This is a genomic window from Mesorhizobium sp. M0052, from assembly GCF_040323255.1.
Taxonomy (GTDB): domain Bacteria; phylum Pseudomonadota; class Alphaproteobacteria; order Rhizobiales; family Rhizobiaceae; genus Mesorhizobium.
In genome coordinates, this window is sequence record NZ_JAMYUS010000018.1 from 61,850 (window position 1) to 84,864 (window position 23,015).

25 protein-coding genes are annotated in these 23,015 nt (G+C 63.6%); 15 read left to right on the forward strand and 10 right to left on the reverse strand.

Annotated elements, in window-relative coordinates; translation table 11 throughout:
- The first annotated feature begins 193 nt into the window (after window positions 1-193).
- Window positions 194-616: a metallopeptidase family protein gene (locus tag NKJ77_RS23005; protein ID WP_352535805.1), complete on the forward strand. Its 423-nt coding sequence runs from the start codon at window positions 194-196 to the stop codon at window positions 614-616.
- Between the two features lie 142 nt (window positions 617-758).
- Here NKJ77_RS23005 and NKJ77_RS23010 read toward each other — a convergent pair whose 3' ends face one another.
- Together NKJ77_RS23010 and NKJ77_RS23015 are read right to left on the reverse strand one after the other, a co-directional pair.
- Window positions 759-965 carry a DUF1737 domain-containing protein gene (locus NKJ77_RS23010; protein WP_023673921.1) on the reverse strand — a complete coding sequence of 69 codons (207 nt, stop codon included), beginning with the start codon at window positions 963-965 and terminating at the stop codon, window positions 759-761.
- Between the two features lie 39 nt (window positions 966-1,004).
- A complete protein-coding gene (locus tag NKJ77_RS23015; RefSeq protein WP_352535806.1) occupies window positions 1,005-1,886 on the reverse strand; it encodes an HpcH/HpaI aldolase/citrate lyase family protein in 882 nt (293 codons plus the stop codon).
- Window positions 1,887-2,538: 652 nt separating this feature from the next.
- Here NKJ77_RS23015 and NKJ77_RS23020 point away from each other — a divergent pair.
- Genes NKJ77_RS23020 through NKJ77_RS23035 form a run of 4 tightly spaced genes read left to right on the forward strand, consistent with a single transcriptional unit; the run spans window position 2,539 to window position 7,544 of the window.
- Entirely contained in the window at window positions 2,539-4,065 is a 1,527-nt protein-coding gene (locus NKJ77_RS23020; protein WP_023805911.1) for a DUF4153 domain-containing protein, read from the forward strand.
- Window positions 4,066-4,069: 4 nt separating this feature from the next.
- Entirely contained in the window at window positions 4,070-4,765 is a 696-nt protein-coding gene (locus NKJ77_RS23025) for a response regulator transcription factor (protein WP_023736741.1), read from the forward strand.
- A complete protein-coding gene (locus NKJ77_RS23030; protein ID WP_023694560.1) occupies window positions 4,753-6,348 on the forward strand; it encodes a sensor histidine kinase in 1,596 nt (531 codons plus the stop codon). The genes NKJ77_RS23025 and NKJ77_RS23030 overlap by 13 nt, the downstream gene beginning before the upstream one ends.
- Window positions 6,349-6,377: 29 nt before the next feature.
- The gene (locus NKJ77_RS23035; RefSeq protein ID WP_023824386.1) at window positions 6,378-7,544 is read left to right on the forward strand and encodes an NAD(P)/FAD-dependent oxidoreductase; all 1,167 of its coding nucleotides are present in this window, start codon (window positions 6,378-6,380) and stop codon (window positions 7,542-7,544) included.
- 203 nt (window positions 7,545-7,747) lie between these two features.
- Here the strand turns inward: NKJ77_RS23035 and NKJ77_RS23040 are convergent, their stop codons facing one another.
- Window positions 7,748-8,479, reverse strand: coding sequence for a DUF72 domain-containing protein (locus tag NKJ77_RS23040; RefSeq protein WP_023831891.1), 732 nt, complete (start codon window positions 8,477-8,479; stop codon window positions 7,748-7,750).
- Between the two features lie 143 nt (window positions 8,480-8,622).
- Window positions 8,623-9,048, reverse strand: coding sequence for a GNAT family N-acetyltransferase (locus NKJ77_RS23045; RefSeq protein WP_023831890.1), 426 nt, complete (start codon window positions 9,046-9,048; stop codon window positions 8,623-8,625).
- Window positions 9,049-9,210: 162 nt separating this feature from the next.
- Here NKJ77_RS23045 and leuD point away from each other — a divergent pair, with 162 nt between their 5' ends.
- The 5 genes from leuD to leuB all read left to right on the forward strand — a co-directional run bounded on the left by leuD (window position 9,211) and on the right by leuB (window position 13,110).
- A complete protein-coding gene (leuD, locus tag NKJ77_RS23050) occupies window positions 9,211-9,816 on the forward strand; it encodes a 3-isopropylmalate dehydratase small subunit (RefSeq protein WP_023715740.1) in 606 nt (201 codons plus the stop codon).
- Window positions 9,817-9,880: 64 nt separating this feature from the next.
- A complete protein-coding gene (locus NKJ77_RS23055) occupies window positions 9,881-10,804 on the forward strand; it encodes an Ivy family c-type lysozyme inhibitor (RefSeq protein WP_023715741.1) in 924 nt (307 codons plus the stop codon).
- 306 nt (window positions 10,805-11,110) lie between these two features.
- Window positions 11,111-11,494, forward strand: a complete 384-nt coding sequence (locus tag NKJ77_RS23060; RefSeq protein WP_023699291.1) for a RidA family protein — start codon at window positions 11,111-11,113, stop codon at window positions 11,492-11,494.
- A 13-nt stretch (window positions 11,495-11,507) separates the two neighbouring features.
- Window positions 11,508-11,858, forward strand: a complete 351-nt coding sequence (locus tag NKJ77_RS23065; protein ID WP_023671691.1) for a VOC family protein — start codon at window positions 11,508-11,510, stop codon at window positions 11,856-11,858.
- 148 nt (window positions 11,859-12,006) lie between these two features.
- The gene (gene leuB, locus NKJ77_RS23070) at window positions 12,007-13,110 is read left to right on the forward strand and encodes a 3-isopropylmalate dehydrogenase (RefSeq protein WP_352535807.1); all 1,104 of its coding nucleotides are present in this window, start codon (window positions 12,007-12,009) and stop codon (window positions 13,108-13,110) included.
- Between the two features lie 23 nt (window positions 13,111-13,133).
- On the opposite strand, the gene NKJ77_RS23075 is transcribed toward leuB, so the two are convergent.
- The 3 genes from NKJ77_RS23075 to NKJ77_RS23085 all read right to left on the reverse strand — a co-directional run bounded on the left by NKJ77_RS23075 (window position 13,134) and on the right by NKJ77_RS23085 (window position 17,271).
- Window positions 13,134-14,234 (reverse strand): Shedu immune nuclease family protein, encoded by a 1,101-nt coding sequence (locus tag NKJ77_RS23075; RefSeq protein ID WP_352535808.1) that lies wholly within the window; start codon window positions 14,232-14,234, stop codon window positions 13,134-13,136.
- Between the two features lie 148 nt (window positions 14,235-14,382).
- Window positions 14,383-15,105: a DUF805 domain-containing protein gene (locus tag NKJ77_RS23080; RefSeq protein WP_352535809.1), complete on the reverse strand. Its 723-nt coding sequence runs from the start codon at window positions 15,103-15,105 to the stop codon at window positions 14,383-14,385.
- A 324-nt stretch (window positions 15,106-15,429) separates the two neighbouring features.
- Complete coding sequence (locus tag NKJ77_RS23085) at window positions 15,430-17,271, reverse strand: DEAD/DEAH box helicase (RefSeq protein ID WP_352535810.1); 1,842 nt, start codon at window positions 17,269-17,271, stop codon at window positions 15,430-15,432.
- Window positions 17,272-17,694: 423 nt separating this feature from the next.
- Between NKJ77_RS23085 and NKJ77_RS23090 the strand changes: the two genes are divergently transcribed.
- Window positions 17,695-18,729, forward strand: coding sequence for an aspartate-semialdehyde dehydrogenase (locus NKJ77_RS23090; protein ID WP_023671698.1), 1,035 nt, complete (start codon window positions 17,695-17,697; stop codon window positions 18,727-18,729).
- A gap of 225 nt (window positions 18,730-18,954) precedes the next feature.
- On the forward strand, window positions 18,955-19,407 hold the full coding sequence (locus tag NKJ77_RS23095; RefSeq protein WP_023671699.1) for a GNAT family N-acetyltransferase: 453 nt from the start codon (window positions 18,955-18,957) through the stop codon (window positions 19,405-19,407).
- A gap of 3 nt (window positions 19,408-19,410) precedes the next feature.
- Here NKJ77_RS23095 and NKJ77_RS23100 read toward each other — a convergent pair whose 3' ends face one another.
- On the reverse strand, window positions 19,411-19,818 hold the full coding sequence (locus tag NKJ77_RS23100; protein ID WP_023671700.1) for an ACT domain-containing protein: 408 nt from the start codon (window positions 19,816-19,818) through the stop codon (window positions 19,411-19,413).
- Window positions 19,819-20,175: 357 nt separating this feature from the next.
- On the opposite strand from NKJ77_RS23100, the gene NKJ77_RS23105 reads away from it, so the two are divergent.
- From NKJ77_RS23105 to NKJ77_RS23115, 3 genes are all read left to right on the forward strand, one after another.
- Window positions 20,176-20,586 carry a DoxX family protein gene (locus tag NKJ77_RS23105; RefSeq protein ID WP_023687655.1) on the forward strand — a complete coding sequence of 137 codons (411 nt, stop codon included), beginning with the start codon at window positions 20,176-20,178 and terminating at the stop codon, window positions 20,584-20,586.
- Between the two features lie 14 nt (window positions 20,587-20,600).
- On the forward strand, window positions 20,601-21,128 hold the full coding sequence (locus NKJ77_RS23110; RefSeq protein WP_023831887.1) for an SRPBCC family protein: 528 nt from the start codon (window positions 20,601-20,603) through the stop codon (window positions 21,126-21,128).
- 153 nt (window positions 21,129-21,281) lie between these two features.
- Entirely contained in the window at window positions 21,282-21,545 is a 264-nt protein-coding gene (locus NKJ77_RS23115; protein WP_023687657.1) for a YMGG-like glycine zipper-containing protein, read from the forward strand.
- A gap of 87 nt (window positions 21,546-21,632) precedes the next feature.
- Here NKJ77_RS23115 and NKJ77_RS23120 read toward each other — a convergent pair whose 3' ends face one another.
- Window positions 21,633-22,478, reverse strand: a complete 846-nt coding sequence (locus tag NKJ77_RS23120) for an acyl-CoA thioester hydrolase/BAAT C-terminal domain-containing protein (protein WP_023831886.1) — start codon at window positions 22,476-22,478, stop codon at window positions 21,633-21,635.
- An 87-nt stretch (window positions 22,479-22,565) separates the two neighbouring features.
- Window positions 22,566-22,967 (reverse strand): 30S ribosomal protein S16, encoded by a 402-nt coding sequence (gene rpsP / locus NKJ77_RS23125; RefSeq protein ID WP_023671705.1) that lies wholly within the window; start codon window positions 22,965-22,967, stop codon window positions 22,566-22,568.
- Window positions 22,968-23,015: the final 48 nt, after the last annotated feature.

Genomic DNA, 23,015 nt, shown 5'->3' on the forward strand with positions numbered 1-23,015 from the left:
TCCTATAGATTCCAGAGGGTGCCGGAAGAGTCAAGCAGAGTCAGAAGGAATTTATTCCTTGATCAAAGGTGGCGAGGCCAACCTTGGACTTTGGTCGCAGCCATTCGGCGCAAAGAAACAGTCATTGGCCAGGTACCCGTCCATTTGCCGAGTCCGGAGGGAAAGCCTATATGCCGGGATCAAAGGACAAAGCATGGCCCGCATCTACAAGACCCGCACCTGGCACGATGAACTCTCGCCTTCGATCGAGGAGATCGAGTTTCTGGCGCTGGAGGCGTACGCACATCTGCCCGACGATTTTCGCAAGCTGACCGGCGAGATCGTCATCATGATCGCCGAATTCCCGACCGACGAGATCATGGACGATCTGTCGCTGGAGACGCCGTTCGACCTGCTCGGCCTGTTCGAGGGCCGCGGCATCGCCGAGCGCTGGAACCCGCAGACCGGCGAACGCCCGAACCGCATCACCCTCTACCGCCGCGCCATCCTCGACTACTGGGCCGAGAACGAAGAGACGCTGGGCGACATCGTCACCCATGTGCTGATCCATGAGATCGGTCACCATTTCGGCCTGTCGGACGACGATATGGAAAAGCTTGAAGAGGCGGCGGAATAGCCCCCACCTTTGTCATCCCAGGGCGAAGCAGGAGCGAAGCTCCGTCGCGAAGACCCTGGGATCCATGCCTAGGGTCTGCGTCGCGTCGCTTCGCTCCTTGCTTCGCCCTAGGATGACGAAGACGCGGAGGTTGACGCCTTCCCTACCAATCACTCAGCTTCGTATCCGGCCCGTATTCCTGGCCGTCGATATCCTTCACCACCGCCTGGCCGCAGCGCATCGATTTGGTCTTCTTGTCGTAGGCGTAGGTCGGCGAGCCGTACAGGTGCCAGCCCTTGTTCAGCGCCGCGGTCACCTTGTGGCAGAAGGTTGAATCGTCGGGGGCGGACAAAAAGCGGTAAAGTCTCATGGGTCAGATCCTGTCGTGAGTTCGTCTTTTCGGGGCGGATCATGCGCCGATGGCGGCGGCCTTCGCCAGCAATTTCTCGGCTTGAGCCAGATGCAGCCGCTCGACCATCCTGCCGTCCAGCGCAATCACGCCCTTGCCGGCATTTTTGGGCAAGGCGAAGGCATCCTTGACCGCGCGCGCCTGGGCCAAGGCTTCGGGCGAGGGCGCAAAGGCGCGGTTGGCGGCGTCGATCTGGGCCGGATGGATCAGCGTCTTGCCGTCGAAGCCCATGGCGGCGGCTTCGGTGCATTCACGCGCAAACGCGTCGAGGTCGCGAAAATCGTTGGAGACGCCGTCGAGCATGTCGATGCCGCCGGCCCGCGCCGCCAGCACCATCTGCATCAGCCAAGGCACGAGGTAGCGCCGATCGGGCGTCGCCAGAATTCCGGTTTCCTTGACCAGATCGTTCGTTCCGGCAACGAAACAAGCTAGGCGCGAGGCCGGGTCGCGGCCGAGTTCGGCAATGGCGCCGATGTTGAGCATGGCCTTGGGCGTCTCGATCATCGCCCAGAGCTTGACGCTGTCGGGGGCAAAATTGTCGTCGAGCACGTCGCCGACTTCGAGGATATCGCGCGGCGTGGCGACCTTGGACAACAGGATGCCGTCGGGCTCGAATTTTGCCGCGGCGAGCAGGTCTTCAGTGCCCCATTCGCTGGACAGCGCGTTGACGCGCACGATCATCTCGCAGCGGCGTTTCGGTCGGCTGGCGAAAATGCCGGCCAATTTGTCCCGCGCGGCGACCTTGTCGGCGGGCGCAACGGCGTCCTCGAGGTCGATGATCACGGCATCGCAGGCCAGCGTCGCGATCTTGGCCAGCGCCTTGTCGTTGGAGGCGGGGACGTAAAGCACCGAGCGGCGCGGGCGGTAAGGTTCGCTTGTCATGGCCGATCTATGCCGCGTGTGGGCGGGGGAGGCAAGCGTCCGACCGGTACCTGATGACGAGCCAACCGCGAAAGCTTGCGCTGCCCCGCCCGTCCCGCAGCAGTTGCGGAAGGGGGGCCATTCCTCTCCCCCGTCGATCGGGGGAGAGGTGTGGGGCGCAGGTGGACGGGGTGGGGGGCGACGGAGTGGATGTCGACCCTCGGGGCGCAAGGCGAGGCGATGTTTGCACCGAATGCCCTTCCTGTGTCCGTTCGCGGCGATTGCCAGGTGGTTCCCCCATTCCGTCTCGGCTTCGCCGAGCCACCTCTCCCCCCTCCTGAGGGAGAGGAAAGGAGCCTGGCTGGGACAGCGCCAACGTCCGGAAAGATGGCGGGCAGCGCCCCGGCCGTAAGCGCAGGTCCTGCACGAAAACTGCACTTCCCTGCGGAAAACCTCCTCCGCTCCGCCCCGCCGTTTCCATGCGAGCCCGCGACAACAGCGGCATGCAACAGCGAAACGCTCACCTTTGGTCCTTGCCCTATCGCCTGCGCAGCGAAAGCTGGTGGTTGGTCGATCCGCCCCGGACGCAGGCCCGCCCGTACCTGGAAGCGAGCCTGCTCCCTTTTATCCGCCCACCGGCCGAGCGGACCCAGCCCATCAGGAAAATCCGCGCATGACATCGTTTGCAAGCTTTTCCAGCCGCTTCGGCATCGCCGTCCTGCTCGTGGCGCTGGCGGATTTTTTCTTTTACGGCCAGCCCGCCGGGATCACGGTGCTGCTGTTTGCCATCCTGATCGCCGGCGCGGTGGTCGCTGTGCATCCTGCCGCGCTGAAATCCACCCGACCCTGGCTCAAGCCGGCCGCTTTGTTCGTCGCGCTGCTGCCGCTGGCCGAGAACGTCAGCCCGCTGTCGGTGGCGATAGCTGTCGTGGCGCTGGTGGTGTTTGCGCTGTCCCTGTCCGGGCGGCTACGGCACGGCATCGCCCGCATTGCCGGCCAGGTGGCGCTGTTCCTGCTGGCGGCGCCGCTGCGCCTTATCCGTGACTTTTTCCAATGGCGCCGCACGGTGCGCCGGCTTGGCGGCCGCCGCATCCGCCTGGCGTCCATCATCGTCTGGGTCATGCCGGTGACGCTGGGCGCGGTGTTCCTGTTCTTGTTCGGCGCCGCCAATCCGGTCATCGAATACTGGCTGTCGCTGATCGACCTGATGAAGCTGCTCGATCTCATCCAACTGGCGCGGATCGTCTTCTGGCTGTTCGTGATCGCCGGCGTCTGGGCTTTCCTGCGGCCTCGCCTGCCGCGTTTCCCGCGCCGCCTTCCACCTTTGACGCCGCCTGCAGCCGTGGCCGCACCGGCCGCGACTAAACCAGCGACAACGATCGAGGCCGTCGTCTTCGGCAAGGCCGCGATCCTGCGCGCGCTGATCGTCTTCAACGCCTTGTTTGCGCTGCAGACCGGGCTCGACGCAGCCTATCTCTGGGGTGGGGTCGCCCTGCCGGACGGGTTGAGCTATGCCGCCTATGCGCATCGCGGCGCCTATCCACTGATCGCCACCGCGCTGCTGGCCGCCGGCTTCGTGCTGGCGGCGCTGCGGCCGGGCAGCGAAACCTCAGGCGATCCGCTGATCCGCCGGCTGGTCTATGCCTGGGTGGCGCAGAACATCGTGCTGGTCATCTCGTCGATTCTCAGGCTCGATCTCTATATCGGCGTCTATGCACTGACCTACTGGCGCATCGCCGCCTTCGTCTGGATGGGGTTGGTGGCGTCAGGGCTTGCACTGATCATTGCCCGCATCGCGGTTGGAAAATCCAACGAATGGCTGCTCTCCGCCAATCTTGCGACGCTATCGGCGACGCTTTATGCCTGCTGCTTCATCAACTTCGCCGCAACGATCGCCAATTTCAATGTCGACCATTCCCTTGAAATGACCGGCGACGGCACGCCTATCGATACCGAATATCTGCGCTCGCTCGGCGCTGCCGCCATGCCGGCGCTGGACCGCCTCTACATGCACCAATTCGGAAACCAAACCACCTATCTGGCCGACCAAATGATGATCGACGACACTATCGCCGAGCAGAAGCAGTGGCGCGCCTGGAGCTTTCGCGGCTGGAGGCTCGTGCAGGTTCTCGACAAGAGAGGTCCGCTCGTGCTTCCTCCACCTACCCAGCCCTCGCAACCTTTAGTGCCGGACCGTTAGATCCATGCCGCATCAGATCCTGGTCGCCGACGACGATCCGCACATACGCGAGATCATCTGCTTTGCGCTGGAAAAGGCCGGGATGAAGACGCAGGCCGTGTCCGACGGCGCCGCGGCCCTGCAGGCGATCGAGCGCCGCGTGCCCGATCTCGTCGTGCTCGACATCGGCATGCCGGAGATGGACGGGCTGGAAGTCTGCCGGCGGCTGAGGCAGCGCTCCGACGTGCCGGTTCTGTTCCTGTCCGCGCGCGACGAGGAAATCGACCGCATCCTCGGGCTCGAAATGGGCGGCGACGACTACGTGACGAAACCGTTCAGCCCGCGCGAACTGGTGGCGCGCGTCAACGTCATCCTGCGCCGCGCCCGCCCGGTGGCGCCCGACCCCGCCGACGACAAGAACTTCGCGCATGGCAAGCTCAGCCTGGCGCCGGCCAGCCACGGCGCCAGTTTCGACGGCAAGGCGCTGGCGCTGACGGCGATCGAATTCTCGATCCTCAGGGGATTTCTGGCACGGCCGGCGCATGTGCTGGGCCGCGACCTGGTGGTCGCCAGCGCCTATGCCGCCAACATCCACGTCGCCGACCGTACCGTCGATAGCCACATCCGCAACATCCGCGCCAAGCTGGCGGCGGCGGGCTGTCTCGACGCCATTGAAACCGTGCATGGTGTCGGTTTCCGGCTCGGCCGATGCGGCGCCTGAGCGACGCCAAATGGATCGGCACCAAATGGCGGCCAAGGCTGGCCACGGTGGTTCTCGCCATCCTCATCATGGTGCTGGCGCTGCCGCTGGTCGGCCTGTTCTTCTTCCGGCTTTATGAAAACCAGCTGATCCGCCAGACCGAGGGCGAGTTGATCGCGCAAGGCGCCGTCATCGCCGCCATCTATGCACAGAATATCAGTGACGCCGCCATTGCCCCGGAGAAGCTAGGGGTGCCGATGCAGGCTGACAGCGGCGATGCCAGCCGCGGCGACGACTCGCCTTACCAGCCGATCGAGCCGAGCCTCGATCTCGCTTCCGACTATCTGCTGCCGACCCGGCCCGCCGGCATTGCCGCCGCCACCGATCCAGCCTTCACGGCCATCGGCGCGCGACTGTCCGGCATTCTCGACACGACGCAAAAAACCACGCTGGCCGGCTTCCGGCTGCTCGATCCCAAGGGCGTCGTCATTGCCGGGCGCGACGAGGTCGGACTATCCCTGGCCAATGTCGAGGAGGTGCGCGAGGCCCTTGCCGGCCGCTATGCCAGCGCATTGAGGCAACGAATCCCCGATCAGCCGCCGCCGCCGCTCTATTCGGTCAGCCGCGGCACGAAAGTTCGTGTCTTCGTCGCCATGCCGATTGCGGTCGCTGGCCACGTCGCCGGCGTGATCTATCTCTCCCGGACGCCGAACAACATCGTCAAACATCTCTATGGCGAACGCGGCAAGGTGACGCTGGCGGCCATTGCCATGCTGTTCGGCACGCTGCTGATCGCGCTGGTCTTCCTGCGCACCGTCAGCCGGCCGATCTACGCGCTGATGGAGCGCACCAGGCGCATCGCCGCCGGCGACCGCGACGCGATCCGGCCGCTCGACCATCACGGCACGCGCGAAATGGCGGAGCTGTCCGCCGCCTTTCTCGACATGGCCGAAAAGCTGCAAGCGCGCTCCGACAGCATCCAGACTTTTGCCACCCATGTCTCGCACGAGCTCAAATCGCCGCTGACGGCGATCCAGGGCGCGGCCGAGCTGCTGCGCGATTCCGGCGAGGCGATGGATGCCGCCGAGCGCAAGCGGTTCTCCGGCAACATCGTCAATGACGCCGGCCGGCTCAATCTGCTGGTGCGTCGCCTGCTCGACCTGGCGCGCGCCGAAAATCTGGCGCCGAGCGGCGAAAGCACATCGCTCGATGCAGCGCTGGCGCTGCTTCCGGTCGATGGCCGGCTGGCGGTCAACATTGAGGCGGGTGGCGAAATCGGCCTGCGGATATCAGCCGAGAATGCGGCGATCGTGCTTGCCAATCTGATCGACAATTCGGCCAGGCACGGAGCCACCCAGGTTCTTCTCTCTGCGGCCACCGCCGACGGCAAGGCGACCGTTGCGGTCAGCGATGACGGCGCCGGTATTTCGCCGAGCAACAGGGCCCGCATTTTCGAGCCGTTCTTCACCACGCGCCGTGAGTCCGGCGGCACCGGCATGGGCCTCGGCATCGTGCTGGCCCTCCTGAAAGCGCATGATGGCACGATCGCGCTGGTTGACTCCGGACGCGGCACGCGCTTCGAGATCATTGTGCCGGCGGCGTGAAGCATACCGGCGGCCGGATCGGAGAAAACGTGCGCTACGACATTGTCATCATCGGCGGGGCCATCGTCGGCTCCTCTGTCGCCTATTATCTGCGCGAGGAAGGCTTTACCGGCTCGATTGCGCTGATCGAACGCGATCCGCAATTCGCCCATGCGGCAACGACGCTGTCCATGGCCTCGATCCGTCAGCAATTCTCGATCCCGGAAAACATCCGGCTGTCGCAGTTCACGCTAAACCTGTTCCGGCGGCTGAAGGAGACCTTCGGCGCCGATGCCGATATCGGCTTTCGCGAGGGCGGCTATCTGATCCTGGCCGGCGAGGCCGGGCTGCCGATCCTGAAAGCCAATCACGAAGCGCAGGTCGCAGAGGGCGCCGACATTCTGCTCGAGGATGCCGACCAGCTGGCAAAGCGTTTTTCCTGGCTGTCGACGGAAGGCATCAGCGCCGGCGCCTTCGGCCGCACCGGCGAGGGCTGGTTCGACGCGCATGCCATGCTGACGCTGTTTCGCAAGGCATTGCGTGACAGACAAGTCGATTTCATCGCCGCCGATGTCACCGGCATCGAGCGCCAGGCCAACCGCGTTACCGGCGTGCGCCTCGACATTGGCGAAAAGCTGGAAGCCGGCATCGTCGTCAACGCCGCTGGTCCAAACGCCGGCAAGATCGCCGCTCTTGCCGGGCTCGCGCTGCCGGTCGAGCCGCGCAAGCGCAATGTCTTCGTCTTCGAGGCGCGGGAAAAATACGCCGACATGCCGCTGCTGGTCGATCCCTCCGGCATCTATGTCAGGCCGGAAGGCTCGGTCTATCTCACCGGCGGCGCCGAACCGGAGGAGGGCGATGGCCCCGCCGACCCCAGGGATTTCGACGTCGACTGGCCGCTGTTCGAAGAGGTGATCTGGCCCGTGCTGGCAACCCGCATCCCCGCCTTCGAGGCGATCAAGCCGACCCGCGCCTGGGCAGGCCATTACGACTACAACACGCTCGACCAGAACGCCGTGATCGGGCCGCATCCAGAGGTCGGCAATTTCATCTTCGCCAACGGATTTTCCGGCCACGGCCTGCAACAGGCGCCGGCGGTCGGCAAGGCGCTGGCGGAGTTGTTGGTGCATGGCGGGTATCGGACGGTGGATTGCTCGGCGTTTGGGTACGCCAGAGTGGCTGAGGGAAGGGCGTTTCGGGAATTGAACGTGATTTGAGGCGGCAAAAGCTCACTGTCGAGTTCCCGCCCACCCCCTCTGCCCTGCCGGGCATCTCCCCCGCAAGCGGGGAGATTGGCAGCTTCGGCGAAGGCGCCATTCTTGCAACGTCGGCGATTGGCGAAAGCGGTCGCGGCATCTGATCTCCCCCCTTGCGGGGGAGATGGCCGGCAGGCCAGAGGGGGGTGCTGTCCCGCGAGAGTCTAAGCAACCATCGCACTGACAGCCATCGCGTTGCCCAGTGCATGCCCGGCAGCCGTGTTGTCGAAAATGCCCCAGACCTCGGCACCGGAAGCGGCCGCTGCTTCCACTTGCCGCGCAAACCGGTCGAGCGTTTCGGCATCGTAACCCGAATGGTAGATGCGCGGCGCGCCGTGCCAGCGGAAATAGGCAAGGCCGGGCGAGCCACCCGGCCCTGCTGCCTCCGCAACCGGGGTCGGGTCAACGGCAACGCGCGTGATCCGGTTGTCAACAAGGAGTGCGTCGGCCTCGGCGCCGAACCAGCTGGGATGGCGCGGCTCGCATGCCAGCCTTGCCAGGCTACGCCTGCCCAACATGTTGAAGAAGCCGCCGGCGACCTCCGGCTCGAAGGGCAGGCTTGGCGGCAGCTGCACCAGAAGCACGCTCAGCTTTTCGCCGAGACCTTCGACCTGCCCGAGAAAGTCCTCTGTCAGCCCCTCGCAATCGGCGAGGCGATGCTCATGGGTCATGCTCTTCGGCGCCTTGACCGCGAAGCGGAAGTGCTCCGGCACGGCGTGCGTCCAGCGCTCATAGGTCTCGCGGCGGTGCGGCTTGTAGAACGAGGTGTCGATCTCGACGACCGGAAAGCGTTTTCCGTAACGTTCGAGATGCGACCCGGGCTGCGGAAAGTCAGCCTTGTATCGAGACGGAATTCCCCAGCCGGCGGTGCCTATGAGAGATCGGCGATTTCCCATGCTGGGGATGTGGACCGGATGAAGCGCGGATCAAGGGCGACAAGGAGGCGTTGCTCCGCGGGGTCCTGAACACCGTTCCGCATTGCCGAGAACCTTGCCCGCCTTGACTGCCCAACCCGATCGGCAATTGCGCTCGACGCTCGTCAGCCCTCGCGAGAGAACCAGAACGCGTCGGCCATTCGCGTCATGCCGATACGCTCATAGAAGCCGACTGCGTCGGGCATCGAGATCAGGCTGATGGCGACCGAAGGCCCAAGCTGCCGGCGGGCCGCGTCCATCAGGCCCTTGCCGATACCGAGGCCTTGCGCAGATTGGGATACGGCGAGCTCTGAGACATAACACACCCAGGAAAAGTCGGTGATGGCCCTGATAACGCCTATCAGCGGCCTGCCTTCGATGTCGAGCCGCGCCGTCAGCACCAGGTTCGCGCCCGAAAGCATCGCCTGCAGCCGGGCGTCGTCATCGACGGGGCGTGTTTCGCCGAGCGTGGATTCGACCAGCACGCGGCGGAATTCAGCGACGTCGAGCTCAGGCTCACTGGCATAGATAATATTCGATTGTGTGGTCATGGGCGCAAGGTGCACCAGCGGCGGCCGGTTTTAAAGACGTTTGCCGCCGATCTTTCGATCGGGCCGCGCACCAACAGTTGCCTTTTATTTGCCGGCGGCTTTGTGTAAACCGGGCGCAGCAAACCCTGACGCAACGAATTCGATCAAGAACGGGCAAAAGCCATGGAAAAATTCACCAAGCTCACCGGCGTCGCCGCACCGATGCCGATCGTCAATGTCGACACCGACATGATCATCCCCAAGGATTATCTCAAGACGATCAAGCGCACCGGGCTCGGCAGCGGCCTGTTCGCCGAAATGCGCTACAAGGACGATGGCTCGGAAAACCCCGACTTCGTGCTCAACAAGCCAGCCTACCGCAAGGCGCAGATCCTGGTCGCCGGCGACAATTTCGGCTGCGGTTCGAGCCGCGAACACGCGCCGTGGGCGCTGCTCGATTTCGGCATTCGCTGTGTCATCTCGACGTCGTTCGCCGACATTTTCTACAACAACTGCTTCAAGAACGGCATCCTGCCGATCACCGTCAGTCCGGAAGATCTGGAGAAGCTGATGGACGACGCCTCGCGCGGCTCCAATGCGACGGTTTCGGTCGACCTCGAGGCCAAGGAAATCCGCGGCCCCGACGGCGGCGTGGTCACCTTCGACCTCGACGACTTCAAGCGCCAATGCCTGCTGAACGGTCTCGACGATATCGGCCTGACCATGGAGAAGGCCGGCGCCATCGCCTCGTTCGAGAAGAAGAACGCTGCCGAGCGTCCTTGGGCCTGAGTGGTACGAGATGGCCCGGCCGCCACAAAGCCGGGTTCGTGGCGGCTGAACGGAGGGGACAGTCATGACACGTTTTCTTCTTGCCGGCGCCTGCGCGCTGGCGTGGATGCTGATGCCGGTGGCCGGCGCGCAAGCACAGACCGACACGGTCCTCGTGCCGGCAGAAGATCCGTCCGCCGCCGATCCGGGCGCGTCGAGCAATGCGGCCCTGGCGGACGATGACAGCCAGGGGCCGGTCCCGTTCGAGGGCGGGCAGCTGACCATCACCCAGCCGGAGCAGGATGGCGAAAAGGTGCTGGCCTATGACGGCAAGCAGCTGGCCAGCAATTACGACGTGTTCTTCGACAGAACAGTCAAGGTCGGCGGCGTCGACGTGGCGCTGGTCGATGTCGGCGACGGCGGCAACCAGTGCGGCCCGGCCAAGGTCATCGTCTGGAAGCCGGAAGGCGGCGAGATAGAAAGCCTCAAGGTCGAACAGGACGAATGCGGCGCGCCGCCGGCGGCGGTGGCCGACAACGCCATCTATTTCGTGCCGTATCTGTTGCCGGGCGATACGAAGCAAGCGCTGCAATGGTCGCCCAGCGACGGGCTGACGATCTCGGGCGACCTGACCTACGCGCCGGAGCCGGGTACGGACTGGAAGGACGTCGATCCGGCCAAATACCAGAACATCATCGACGCCTTCCACAATGAGGCCGTCTACAAGGCGGCGCAGACGCTACTCGGCGACACCATGCCCGACATGGCGACCAGCCTGCTGGTCGGCGGCGGCACCGAAAAGACGGCGTCGGGCGCCTTCTACGCCACCGGCTGCGTGCCGCACGCATGCGGCAGCAATGACGGTTTCATGGCGGTCGACCCGGCCAAGCACACGCTCTACTTCGCCCGGCGCGGCGACAATGGCGAGCCGCAGGCGTGGCCTGACGTGAAGACCTGGCCTGCGGATGTGAAGGAAGCAATGGACAAGGCGCAGGAGTCGGGGAACTAGAGTTCGCGGCAGCGCGGCGAACACTCGGTGTTCATGCTTGTTCCGTCGCGATCCGTCACACCCCCTCTGCCCTGCCGGGCATCTCCCGCTCAAGGGGGGAGATCAGACGTCACTCTGGCTTTCGCCAATCGCAAATGTGGAAAGCGAGAAAGGCGTCCGAACTGCTAATCTCCCCCCTTGAGCGGGAGATGGCCGGCAGGCCAGAGGGGGGTGCTGTCCCGCCGACGACCAAGATTTGCACCTGACTTGGCCCATGGCTTGGCCGGCCCTTTTCCTGCAAAGTGTCCGAAACCACAGCGAGGCTCCATGCGCACACTCATCTCCACCGGTTCGCCCTTCGAAAAAACCGCCGGCTATTCGCGCGCGGTGGTGCAGGGCGACTGGTGCTTCGTCTCGGGAACCACCGGCTATGACTATGCGACGATGGCCATGCCGGAAACGGTGGAGGCGCAGACGCGCAATTGCCTGGCGACCATCGCCGAGGCGCTGAGGGATGGCGGCTTCGACATGGCCGATGTGGTGCGGGCGCATTACTACATCACCGACCAGGCCATCGCGGACGTCGTCTTCCCCATCCTCGGCGAGGCTTTCGGCGAGATCAGGCCGGCGGCGACGATGATCGTGTGCCAGCTCAACAAGCCGGAAATGAAGATCGAGATCGAAGTCACGGCGCTGCGGCGCACGGCTTGAGGAGGCCAAAGCCATGACGGTCCGGCGCATCGTAGCCAATATCGGGACGCAGGACGCGGCGGCGGCGAAACGCTTCTATCAGGACGTGCTTGGCCTCGATGTGCTGATGGATCAGGGCTGGATCGTCACCTACGGGTCCGACGAACGGATGCAGGTGCAGATCAGCTTCATGGCCCAGGGCGGCTCCGGCACGCCGGTGCCGGACCTCTCCATCGAGGTCGACGATGTCGATGCGGCGCTGCAAGGCATGAAGGCCGCCGGCTTTGCCGTCGAATACGGTCCGGCCGACGAGCCGTGGGGCGTACGGCGGTTTTATGTGCGCGATCCGTTCGGCCGGTTGGTGAATATTTTGTCGCACAAGTGATTTGTTCCTCTCCCCCGCCTCTGGCCACGGCGAGGAACCCAGGTCTTGAGAGGCGGGCGCCGTCGTAGCGTTCTTCATCCCCTTGCGCCGCAAGCTCTTGGCGTTTAGCAAGGCCGCGGTTTCTCCAAACAGCATCGGACGGTTCTCCATGGCTTCGAAAAATCTTCTCCTGCTCGCCGGCGACGGCATCGGCCCCGAGGCGATGGCCGAGGTGAAGAAGCTGATCGCGGCCATGAACGCAAAGCTCGGCAGCGGTTTTGCCACTGATGAAGGCTTGGTCGGCGGCTGTGCTTACGACGCACATGGCGCGGCGATTTCCGACGCCGACATGGCAAAGGCGATGGCTGCGGATGCGGTTCTGTTCGGCGCCGTTGGCGGGCCGAAATGGGACAAGGTGCCTTACGAGGTGCGTCCCGAGGCCGGGTTGCTACGGCTGCGCAAGGATATGGAGCTGTTCGCCAATCTCCGGCCCGCCATCTGCTATCCGGCGCTGGCCGCGTCCTCTTCGCTGAAGCAGGAGGTGGTCGAAGGCCTCGACATATTGATCGTGCGCGAGCTTACCGGCGGCGTCTATTTCGGCGAGCCCAAGCAGATCATCGATCTCGGCAACGGCCAGAAGCGCGGCATCGACACGCAGGTCTACGATACGTTCGAGATCGAGCGGATTTCGGGCGTCGCCTTCGAGCTGGCGCGCACGCGCAAGAACCACGTGACATCGATGGAAAAGCGCAACGTCATGAAATCCGGGGTGCTGTGGAACGAGGTTGTCACCCAGACCCAGAAGACTCGCTATGCCGACGTCAAGCTCGACCACATGCTGGCCGATGCCGGCGGCATGCAGCTGGTGCGCTGGCCAAAGCAGTTCGACGTCATCGTCACCGACAATCTGTTCGGCGACATGCTGTCCGACATCGCCGCCATGCTGACCGGATCGATCGGCATGCTGCCGTCGGCCTCGCTCGGCGCGCCCGATGTGAAGACCAAGAAGCGCAAGGCGCTGTACGAGCCGGTGCATGGCTCGGCGCCCGACATTGCGGGACAGGGCATCGCCAACCCGATCGCCATGATCGCGTCGTTTGCCATGTGCATGCGATATTCGTTCGGGATGGTCGATGAGGCCGACAAGCTCGAAGGCGCAATAGCCGCCGTGCTCGACGACGGGCTCCGGACGAAGGATATTTTGTCCGAGGGCATGACCGAAGTCGGCACTGTCGCAATGGGCGATGCCATCATCGCCAAGTTCCTTGGCTGATCGGCGGTCTACCCCGGTCACACCTAAAACGGGATCTCGTTGTTGGGTGAGGGTTCAGTTGTCTCGTGGCTGATGTTCTCTACGATGCACTTTGCCCGATGGTACAGCTCGTCAAACGTGATGATCTCGGGCGCGCGGATGTTGCGTCGATAAAGCTCGAAGCAGGCGATCTTGTCGTCGTTCCCCGCTATCTCCGATAAATTGCCGACGATTAGGTAGCTTTTCGGGTCCACCGCGTAGAGATAGCCATTCTGATCGTTACCTTGGCCGTCTTTCTGGCGGTCGCGGAATCGGTTGCGTGTGAACTCAAAGGTCGTTTTCTGTACTTGGGTTACGGCGCTTGATAATTCGTCGGACACCGCCCAACAACCGGCTCTGTAGAAATCCGACTGCAGAAGCTCGGTCATGTTCCGTTTTATTTCGATCAGAACGTACTGGCTTACCTCGGCGCGAGTGTGCATCAGTCCATCCGCGCGCTTTCCGGCATGGTCGAATGCGCTGCCGGTCGTTGTTGCCTCCAGCTTCTTGGCGACTTTGTCGAGGAAAACGTAATTAAGCCCGTGTCCGAATATCCATGTATTGCGTTCGAAAAAACCCTGCCAATCGGCTTCGGAAACACGGTTGTTCAGATTGTTTTCGAACTCGCGTAGCGCCTCGCGTTTAGCGGCCACAGCATAGATATCAGCGTGGAGTTCTGGTGCGTTAGACAGCCCTTTCAAAAGCTCATCACCGCGCGAACTCGCGAGAAGTGTTTTTAAGGTCTCCAACTGAATGTTGCTGAGACCGATGCGCACCTTCTTCACGTCGCTTAGGTCGAGCGCAGCCAGCAGAGAAACAAACTGCCTCAGGTGCGACAGTTGGAAGTTGTTGAGCTGAAGGCTGCCGTCTTCTTGCCAGCCGTAGGTCTTGTGAAATTTCAGCTTCGTTAGCTTGAACGTACCAAAATCCTTCTTGTCCTTGACATAGAAAACCGACACTGCCAGCCGCGATCGGGGTGTCACCTCGACCTCGGCAAGTAACGTTTCGTCTTCGGATACTAGCGTTGCATAAGCCCCCTCTCGGCCTGGGTGCACGTAGAGGGTTTCGGGAATGTAATTCTTTAAGTACTCGACATCGGATGACATGAAAGTCCGCCCCGGCGGCCTGCTGTTCGCTCAAACGTAACATAAACTGGAGCATTCCCCACACAGCGAGACGTGTCGCTAAACGAGCAGGCCTGCAACGGCGCAAACCAAAGTGCCGCGTTTCCACCCCTAACTGATGCCGTCGCGACTAAACCCTGACCCCCTGCGGCACCGGCCCCCACTGGTTTTCGTGGCCTTGGGTCGGGATCAATCCGAGGATCAGCGCGAGGATCAGCGTAGCCGGAGCGAACATGAAGGTGATTGCGAAGTAAGGTATTGCCAGCCAGCCGGTCAGGCCGATGTCGTGCAAGCGGCGCACGACGAGCCCGACCCAGGGCAGGAACGTCGCCAGCCAAAACAGCCCCCAGACGCCGATCATCACAATCGGCCAGTTGCCGGCATCGAAATTGCCGACGGCCTGGTCGGCGAGGGCGCCGGCAATTCCGACCAGGATGAAGCTGACGGTCCAGAACAGGCAGTAGCCCCAGAATTCCTTGCGGCGGGCGCGTTCGGCGAAGTTGATGTAGTTGCGCGTCACGCCTCGCCAGAAATAACCCGGCAGTCCGCTATCGCGAACCGCGCCGTCTTCCGCCAGGCGGCCGAAATGCTGTGGCGCGGCTGAAGCGGCAGCCGCCTTGGGCGGCGCGGCGCTTGCCGCTGGCGCAGCGGTGGCGGGACTGGCGGGCTGGGCGCGGATTGAAAAAACGTCGCGCGCCTGACCGCTTGCCGGCAGAAACTCGACCACGGCGCCGTTCGCGATCACGGTATCACGGCGCAGATCCTCGCGCGCGAAGGTGTAGCGGTTGCCGTCCGCCCCGGTGATGAAGCCGAAACCCTGGGCCTCGTCATAGTGAAGAACTTCGCCGCGCATTTAGCCTCGCCCCCGTGCAGGCACAGACTGTTCAAAGTTGCGGCGGACTGCAAGCGGGTGGACGAAATGGAGGGCAAACGGTTCAGGCATGAGTTGCTTTATTTTCCGGTGCGTTGGCGCTGCCCCTCACCTGGCTGCCGGCATCCCCTCCCCGTATAGTGACGGGGAGAGGGGTCGCTGTTGCCGACGATTCCGCCAATCGCCAACGCTGCAAGAAGAGCGCCAAGGCTGCGGTCCGCCCTTTCTCCCGTCACTATACGGGGAGAAATGCCCGGCAGGGCAATGAGGGGCAGCGCCTGCATTTGTAATTGGCCGATAAGAGCCTCAAACCGGCCGCTTCTTCGGCTTCTTGTTCTTCGGCGGTCCCACCTTGTCGAATTTCGGTTTCCCGGCCCAAGGCTTTGCATCGCCGGCGGGCCGTTCCCGCTTCTCGAATTTCGGCTTGTGTGCGCTTTGCGGCGCCTCGAACGGGCGCTTGCCGCGATGCGGCTTCTTGTCGGGCTTCGGCGCCTGGTAGCCGGCCCGCGACAGGTCGGGCGTGCCGTCCAGGCGCTTCACCGCAATGTTGCCCTGCAGCTTCTTGTCGGGGCCGATGGCAGCGAGGAAGCGATCGGCCCAGTCGGCCGCGATCTGCACGTAGGTCTCATCCTGCTGCATCTTGATGGAGCCGATCTCGCGCTTGGAGATGTTGCCGGTGCGGCACAGCATCGGGATCAGCCAGCGCGGCTCGGCATTCTGCTTGCGCCCGATCGACAGCGAGAACCAGACACTGTCGCCGAAGTCGTCGCGCCGGCTTGGCGCTTCATCGCGGCGTTCGAATTTTTCGCCCGCCGGTCTGTCTCGCGACGGCGTGAAGGCCGCGACCTCCGTCAGTTCCTCGGGCGCCGAGCGGCTGGCGCGGCATTGGCGCACGAAGGCGGCCGCAATCTGTTCGGCGCCATGCCTGGCCAGAAGCGCGTCGATGAAGCCGCGCTCGTCCTCGGCCACCGGCTCGTCGAAGGCTGGATCGGCAAGGATGCGCTCGTCGTCGCGCTTGATCACGTCGTCGGCCGAGGGCGGGCTCGCCCATGTCGCCTTCAGCCCTGCATTCTGCAGCAGGCGCTCGGTGCGCTTGCGGGCGCCGTTGGGCACGATCAGCGCGCTGACACCCTTGCGGCCGGCGCGGCCGGTACGGCCGCTGCGATGCAGCAGCGTTTCGGGATTGGTCGGCAGATCGGCATGGATGACCAGTTCGAGATTGGGCAGGTCGATGCCGCGCGCGGCGACATCCGTGGCGATGCAGACCTTGGCGCGTCCGTCGCGCATCGCCTGCAGCGCGTGGGTGCGTTCGTTCTGGCTGAGCTCGCCCGACAGTGCGACGACGGAAAAATTGCGGTTGTTGAAGCGTGCCGTCAGATGATTGACGGCGGCGCGGGTGTTGCAGAACACCAGCGCGTTCTTCGCCTCGTAAAAGCGCAGCACGTTGATGATGGCGTTCTCGCGGTCGGGATAGGCGACATTCAGCGCCCGGTATTCGATATCGAGATGCTGCTTTTCCTCGCCGCCGGCCGAGATGCGTAAGGCGTCGCGCTGATAGCCTTGCGCCAGCGTGGCGATCGAGCGCGGCACGGTGGCCGAAAACATCAGCGTGCGGCGCTGAGCCGGTGCGGCATCGAGGATGAATTCGAGGTCCTCGCGAAAGCCGAGGTCGAGCATCTCGTCGGCCTCGTCCAGCACCACGGCTTTCAGCGCCGACATGTCGAGGGAGTTGCGGGTGATGTGGTCGCGCAGGCGGCCGGGCGTGCCGACGACGATGTGGGCGCCGCGCTCCAGCACGCGCCGTTCGGAGCGCATGTCCATGCCGCCGACGCAGGACGCGACGGTGGCGCCGGTCGGCGCGTAGAGCCATTGCAATTCGCGCATCACCTGCAGAGCGAGCTCGCGCGTCGGCGCCACGGCCAGCGCCAGCGGTGCGCCAGCCTGGTCAAAACGTTCGGCACTTCCAAGAAGGGTCGGTGCCAAAGCGAGGCCGAAGGCGACGGTCTTGCCTGAGCCGGTCTGCGCCGACACCAGAGCGTCGGACTCGCCGAGCTCCAGCACGGCCTTCTGCACTGGCGTCAGCTCGGTATAGCCGCGTTTTTCCAGCGCTTCTGCCAGCGCAGGAACAATAGCTTCGAAATTGGACATCTCACTCTTTCGGAATTCAGGGTCTGGGCTCATCATGGAGCACATGCCGGGGCTGACGCACGCCAGCCAAACACTATTTGGGCGTTCGTACTTCTTGCGGCCGCTATTGTACAGGGCAGGCGTGTGCCTGGCCGCAATTGACTCCTGACGCAAACCGCGTAAAAGCCGGCATCGAACGGGATCATTTTCGATGCGCGGCCTTCTGATGGCTCTTCTTGCATTCGACTTCCCCGGCCACAATCATGGAGCCGGGCGCGTTGGCGCGTCTTACCGTTCCAGCAAAACTATGGCCAAAACCACCACCAAAACGGTGTGATTCCCTTGGCCTAACCACCCTCTCCCGGGTCCGGCCCGGGGGACAAAACCCGCATTGGCCGGCGGGTTTTCTCCAAAAACCAAGCGGAGAGGGACAGGAGATTTCTGATGAGTTTCAAAGTTGCGGTAGTCGGCGCCACGGGCAATGTGGGGCGCGAAATGCTCAACATACTGGAAGAGCGCGGCTTTCCGGTAAGCGAAGTCGTGGCGCTGGCCTCGCGGCGCAGCCAGGGCACCGAAGTGTCGTTCGGCGACCGTTCGCTGAAGGTCAAGACGCTCGACCAGTATGATTTTTCCGACACCGACATCTGCATCATGTCGGCCGGCGGCAACGTCTCCAAGGAGTGGTCGCCGAAGATCGGCAAGCAGGGCTGCGTCGTCATCGATAACTCGTCGGCCTTCCGCTACGACCAGGACGTGCCGCTGATCGTGCCGGAAGTGAACCCGGATGCGATCTCGCTGTTCACCCGCAAGAACATCATCGCCAATCCGAACTGCTCGACGGCGCAGCTGGTCGTGGCGCTGAAGCCGCTGCACGATGTCGCCACCATCAAGCGCGTCGTCGTCGCCACCTATCAATCGGTATCGGGCGCCGGCAAGGAAGGCATGGACGAACTCTTTACACAGACCCGCGCGGTGTTCGTCGCCGATGGCGTCGAGGTCAAGAAGTTCACCAAGCGCATCGCCTTCAACGTCATTCCGCACATCGACGTCTTCCTCGACGACGGCTCGACCAAGGAAGAGTGGAAGATGGTCGCCGAGACCAAGAAGATGCTCGACCCCAAGATCAAGCTGACGGCGACCTGTGTGCGCGTGCCGGTGTTCATCGGCCATTCCGAAGCCGTCAACATCGAGTTCGAAAAGCCGATCACCGCCGACGAGGCGCGCGATATCCTGCGCGAAGCGCCGGGCTGCCAGGTCTTGGACAAGCGCGAGGATGGCGGCTACATCACGCCGCTGGAATCGGCCGGCGAGGACGCCACCTTCATCTCGCGCATCCGCGAGGATTCGACCATCGACAACGGCCTGTCGATGTGGATCGTCTCCGACAATCTGCGCAAGGGCGCGGCGCTCAACGCGGTGCAGATCGCCGAGCTTCTGGTCGAGCGCGGCCTGATCCAGCCGAAGAAGAAGGCGGCCTGACGGCTGGTTTGTTTTCGCTCACGGGGTTCGGCCTTCGGCCGATTCCGTTTATCGCTCACGGGCCGTATCGCCGCTGCCGCGGCTGGCCCTCCGCGGGGCGCCGGAAAGCCGGCGGCCCGTAGTCGCGGGCTCGGCCTTCGGCCGAAGCCTTCCTTCTCCCCGTTCACGGGGAGAAGGTCCCGGCAGGGGGATGAGGGCAGCGCTGACCTCTGTTGAGAAACGCCTTTGAACGATCCCACCAAAATCGTGCTGCGCCCCGCCACGGCTTTGGATGCCGCGACCATCGCCATTGTCATGCGGGCCGCACTTGGCTCGTTCTCCTGGATGCCGGTCATCCACACGCCGGATGAGGATCTTGCCTTCATCCGCGAGATCGTGCTGTCCCGGCAGCAGGTGACGGTCGCCGAGGCCGGCACCGGCATTGTCGGCTTCATTGCCCTGAGCGGCGATTGGGTGGAACAGCTCTATCTCGACCCCGCCTGGACGGGGCAAGGCATCGGCAGCCGGCTGCTGGTGCAAGCGACCGCCGCGCTACGGATCGTTAAACTGCATTGCTTCCAGGCCAACACCGGCGCGCGTCGCTTCTACGAGCGCCATGGCTTTCGCCCCGAGGCGTTCGGCGCGGGCACCACCAACGAAGAAGGCCTGCCGGATATTCTCTACGTGCGTCGAGCTTGATATTCAGCCGGCGTTATCCTTGGCCAGTTGGCGCAATAACTCCATCGCTTCCTCGGCCCGCTCAGCGGGCACGAACAGATGGTCATGATAGAAAGCAGAGACCGGATTGACGCCCATGCCGGCGGCGGCAAGCCGGGCGGTGATGGCGGCGAGGAAGCCGACGGCTTCCAGCGAGGAGTGGACGTTCAGGGTGATCATGCGGCAGCGGAACGAAGCGGTCAGCCCGGCCGCCCGTGCCGCGTCCTCGGTCACGATCAGTGTCACACCCTCGCGCTCGCGAAAGACCATCACGGGATCGAGGCCTGCCTGCCGGCTGATTCCAGGTGTGAGCGTAGCGAACACGTAGACGTCCGGCAGCAGTTCCGGCGTCATCGCCGCCAGCAGCTTTTTCAGATCAGTCTCGCCGGCCATTCGCTCGTCTCTCGCCCAGCCCTATCAATAGCCGTGACTGGTGGATGTCGATAGTCCGTCAAGGTGGAGGGACAGCGCCCCCCTCTGCCCTGCCGGGCATCTCCCCCGCAACCAGGGAGATCGGCGGTTTCGATGCTCCGCTCATTCATGGAACATTGCCGAAGCGGTCGAGCGTGTAATCTCCCCCCTTGCGGGGGAGATGGCCGGCAGGCCAGAGGGGGGTGTGAAGGATCGCCACGCAGCGGCTTTTGCTTGCTGCTACCCAAAAAGAATCCGCACCCTGTAGGATCGCCGCCCCATCGCTCGTCCTTGGTCCGAAGCCAGCAAACGGCTCGAACCGCTTAGGAGGGAACACCCGTGAGTATTTCTCAAACCATGCCCGTCTCATCGGGCGCCCTGTGGACCGGCCGCGTGCTCAGCGGCCTCATCATCCTGTTTATGATCTTCGACGGCGTCATCAAGCTGCCGCCGCTCGATGTCGTCACCCAGACCATGGTGCCGCTCGGCTGGCCGGCCGATGTCAATGTCGCGCGCACGCTCGGCATTATCGGGCTGATCTCGACCGCGCTCTATGCGCTGCCCCGCACCTCGGTGCTCGGCGCCATCCTGCTCACCGGCTATCTCGGCGGCGCCATCGCCACAAATATGCGCGTCGGCAGCCCGTTGTTTTCGCACACGCTGTTTAGCGTCTATCTCGGCATCATCCTGTGGGGCGGTCTCTATCTGCGCGACCCAAGCGTGCGCGCCCTGATCCCGTTCAGCCGTTAAGCGAGGAGAAAAACATGCTCAGCACCATTCTCATCCTCCTGGTCGTCATCATCGCCGCCGTGCTCATCTATGCGGCGACGAGGTCGAATGATTTCGTCACCGCCCGCACCGCCAGCATCAAGGCCGCGCCGGAAGCGATCTTTCCGCTGATCAACAATTTCAAGCACTGGCCGGAATGGTCACCCTACGAAAAGCTCGACCCGCTGATGAAGCGCACGCTGTCGGGCGCTGATGCCGGCAAGGGCGCCGCCTACGCCTGGGAAGGCAATGCCAAGGCCGGCAAGGGACGCATGGAGATCGTCAATTCCGTGCCATCCTCGCTGGTGTCGCTGAAGCTCGACTTCGAGAAGCCGTTCCGGGCCAGCAACAGCGTCGACTTCACCCTGAAGCCCTCGGGCGACACCACCGCAGTCACCTGGGCAATGCGCGGCAGCCGGCCCTTCATTGCCAAGCTGATGGGCCTGTTCATGAGTTTCGATACGCTGATCGGCAAGGATTTCGAGGCTGGCCTCGCCAATCTGAAAAAGGCAGCCGAAAGGTAGAAAAGCCTGGATTTTCAACAAGCTCGGCGGCGGTCGGCACGAATGTGACCGGCGCGGACACCGCGATCTCTCACGTCATCGGGATCAAATCAGCCGTCTGGGAGTTAGAGCCGTGGCGGCGAGGACGGCGATCCGCGTGAGAGAGGAACGATAATGAAAAGAGCGATGATCATTCTGGTACTGGCGACCGCACTGGGTGCGTGCTCGCAAACCGAAAAGGGTGCCGCGGTCGGCGGCCTCGGCGGCGCGGCGGTTGGCGCAGCTGTGGCAAATGATCCGGTTCAGGGCGCCGTCGTCGGCGGCGCCGTCGGCGCCGTGGCCGGCGCGCTGATCGGCCGTGCCAGCGAAAGCGGTCAATGTCGCTACCGCGGCCGCAACGGGCGCACCTACATCGCCAGCTGCCCCGACGGTTATTGAACACAGCCAGGTCCAACATCGGAAACCGGCGGCTATAGATCGCCGGTTTCGCTGTTGCCCAAGGCAGCTGGACCATGGCTGCCTGCGCTACAGCAATCCCCGGATATGCTCCCAAGCCAGGCGGCCCAGGCGTGTGTCGGCGTCGTCATTGCCGCCATGGGCGTGCAGCCCCGAGCGCGGCGTGTTTTCGCCCGGCAGCAGAATGCGGTGGCCGGCGTCGGGCACTGAGACGAGGCAGGTGGTCATTGCTGTGTCCTGGCGACGCCGAACGATCGACTGGGCAAAATCCAGCGATGGCCATAGCGCGTCGTCGCCGCCCGCAACCAGAACAATGTCGGCTGAAATAGCTTCGGCGGGAATGGCAGCCTTGGCCGCTGCGTCCTTGAAGGTTTGCAAGGCACGTAGGAAGAGCCCCCGGTAGGACACCAGACCATCGACATACTCAGCGTTCCAAGCGGGACTGCTTGGGACAAACGGCAAAGGAATCCCCTCGAGCGTCCACGACGATCGTTCCGGCCAGCTGACGCCGTCGCGGCCCGGCCCGATATTGCCCCAGACCACCGATGTCGGGCTGATCGCAACCACGAGGCCGATGCGTGGATCGTGAGCCGCCGCAAGCAGGGAGGCCTCGGCGCCTTTCGAGGTCCCGACATAGACGATGCGCCGGCATCCCATCTGGACAAGATAGTCGGTCGCCGCGAAAAACGTTTCGAGCGGGATCTCGCAAATGCCGGGCACCTGACCTTCGCCGCCAAACCATTGCAGCGCGAGAGCGGATGCTCGTTCCTTGGCAAAGAGCCGGGCGCGGGTGACGTCGATGCGGCCGCTCGATCCGCTGAGCACGACGACGCCTGTCGTGGCGCCGGCGCATCGCAACAGCGTTCCGGCTACGCCGCCGAAAAGGGTCTCTTCCGTGACGGTCCGCTCAGTCATCTTTCGTTCGAACGCATATGACATCGCCGCACATTAGCAAAACGGCGGGCACAGGCCCGCCGTTTTGTCGATGCGATGACGCGATGCTTATTCTGCGGTGGCGGCTTCCGCTTCGGCCGGGGCTGCAGCAGCGGCGGCAACGGCGGCGGCAGCGTCTTCCTGGGCCTTCTTCAGCAGAGAGGCGCGTTCCTGCGCCTTCTTGCCGGGCTCGGCCTTCTTCGGGTTGGAGCGGGCTTCGCGCTTGAGGAGGCCGGCCTCATCGAGGAAGCGCAGCACGCGGTCGGTCGGCTGGGCGCCGTGCGACAGCCAATGCTTGACGCGGTCGGCGTCGACCTTGACGCGCTCGCCGTCCTTGGGCAGCAGCGGGTTCCACGAGCCGATCGACTCGATGAACCGGCCGTCGCGCGGCGAACGGGCGTCGGCGATGACGACGTGGTAGTAAGGGCGCTTCTTCGAGCCCGCACGGGCCAGTCTGATCTTCAAGGGCATTTCATTTCTCCTAAAATTTCTGATCTCAGTGTTGGGTTAATGGCTTTG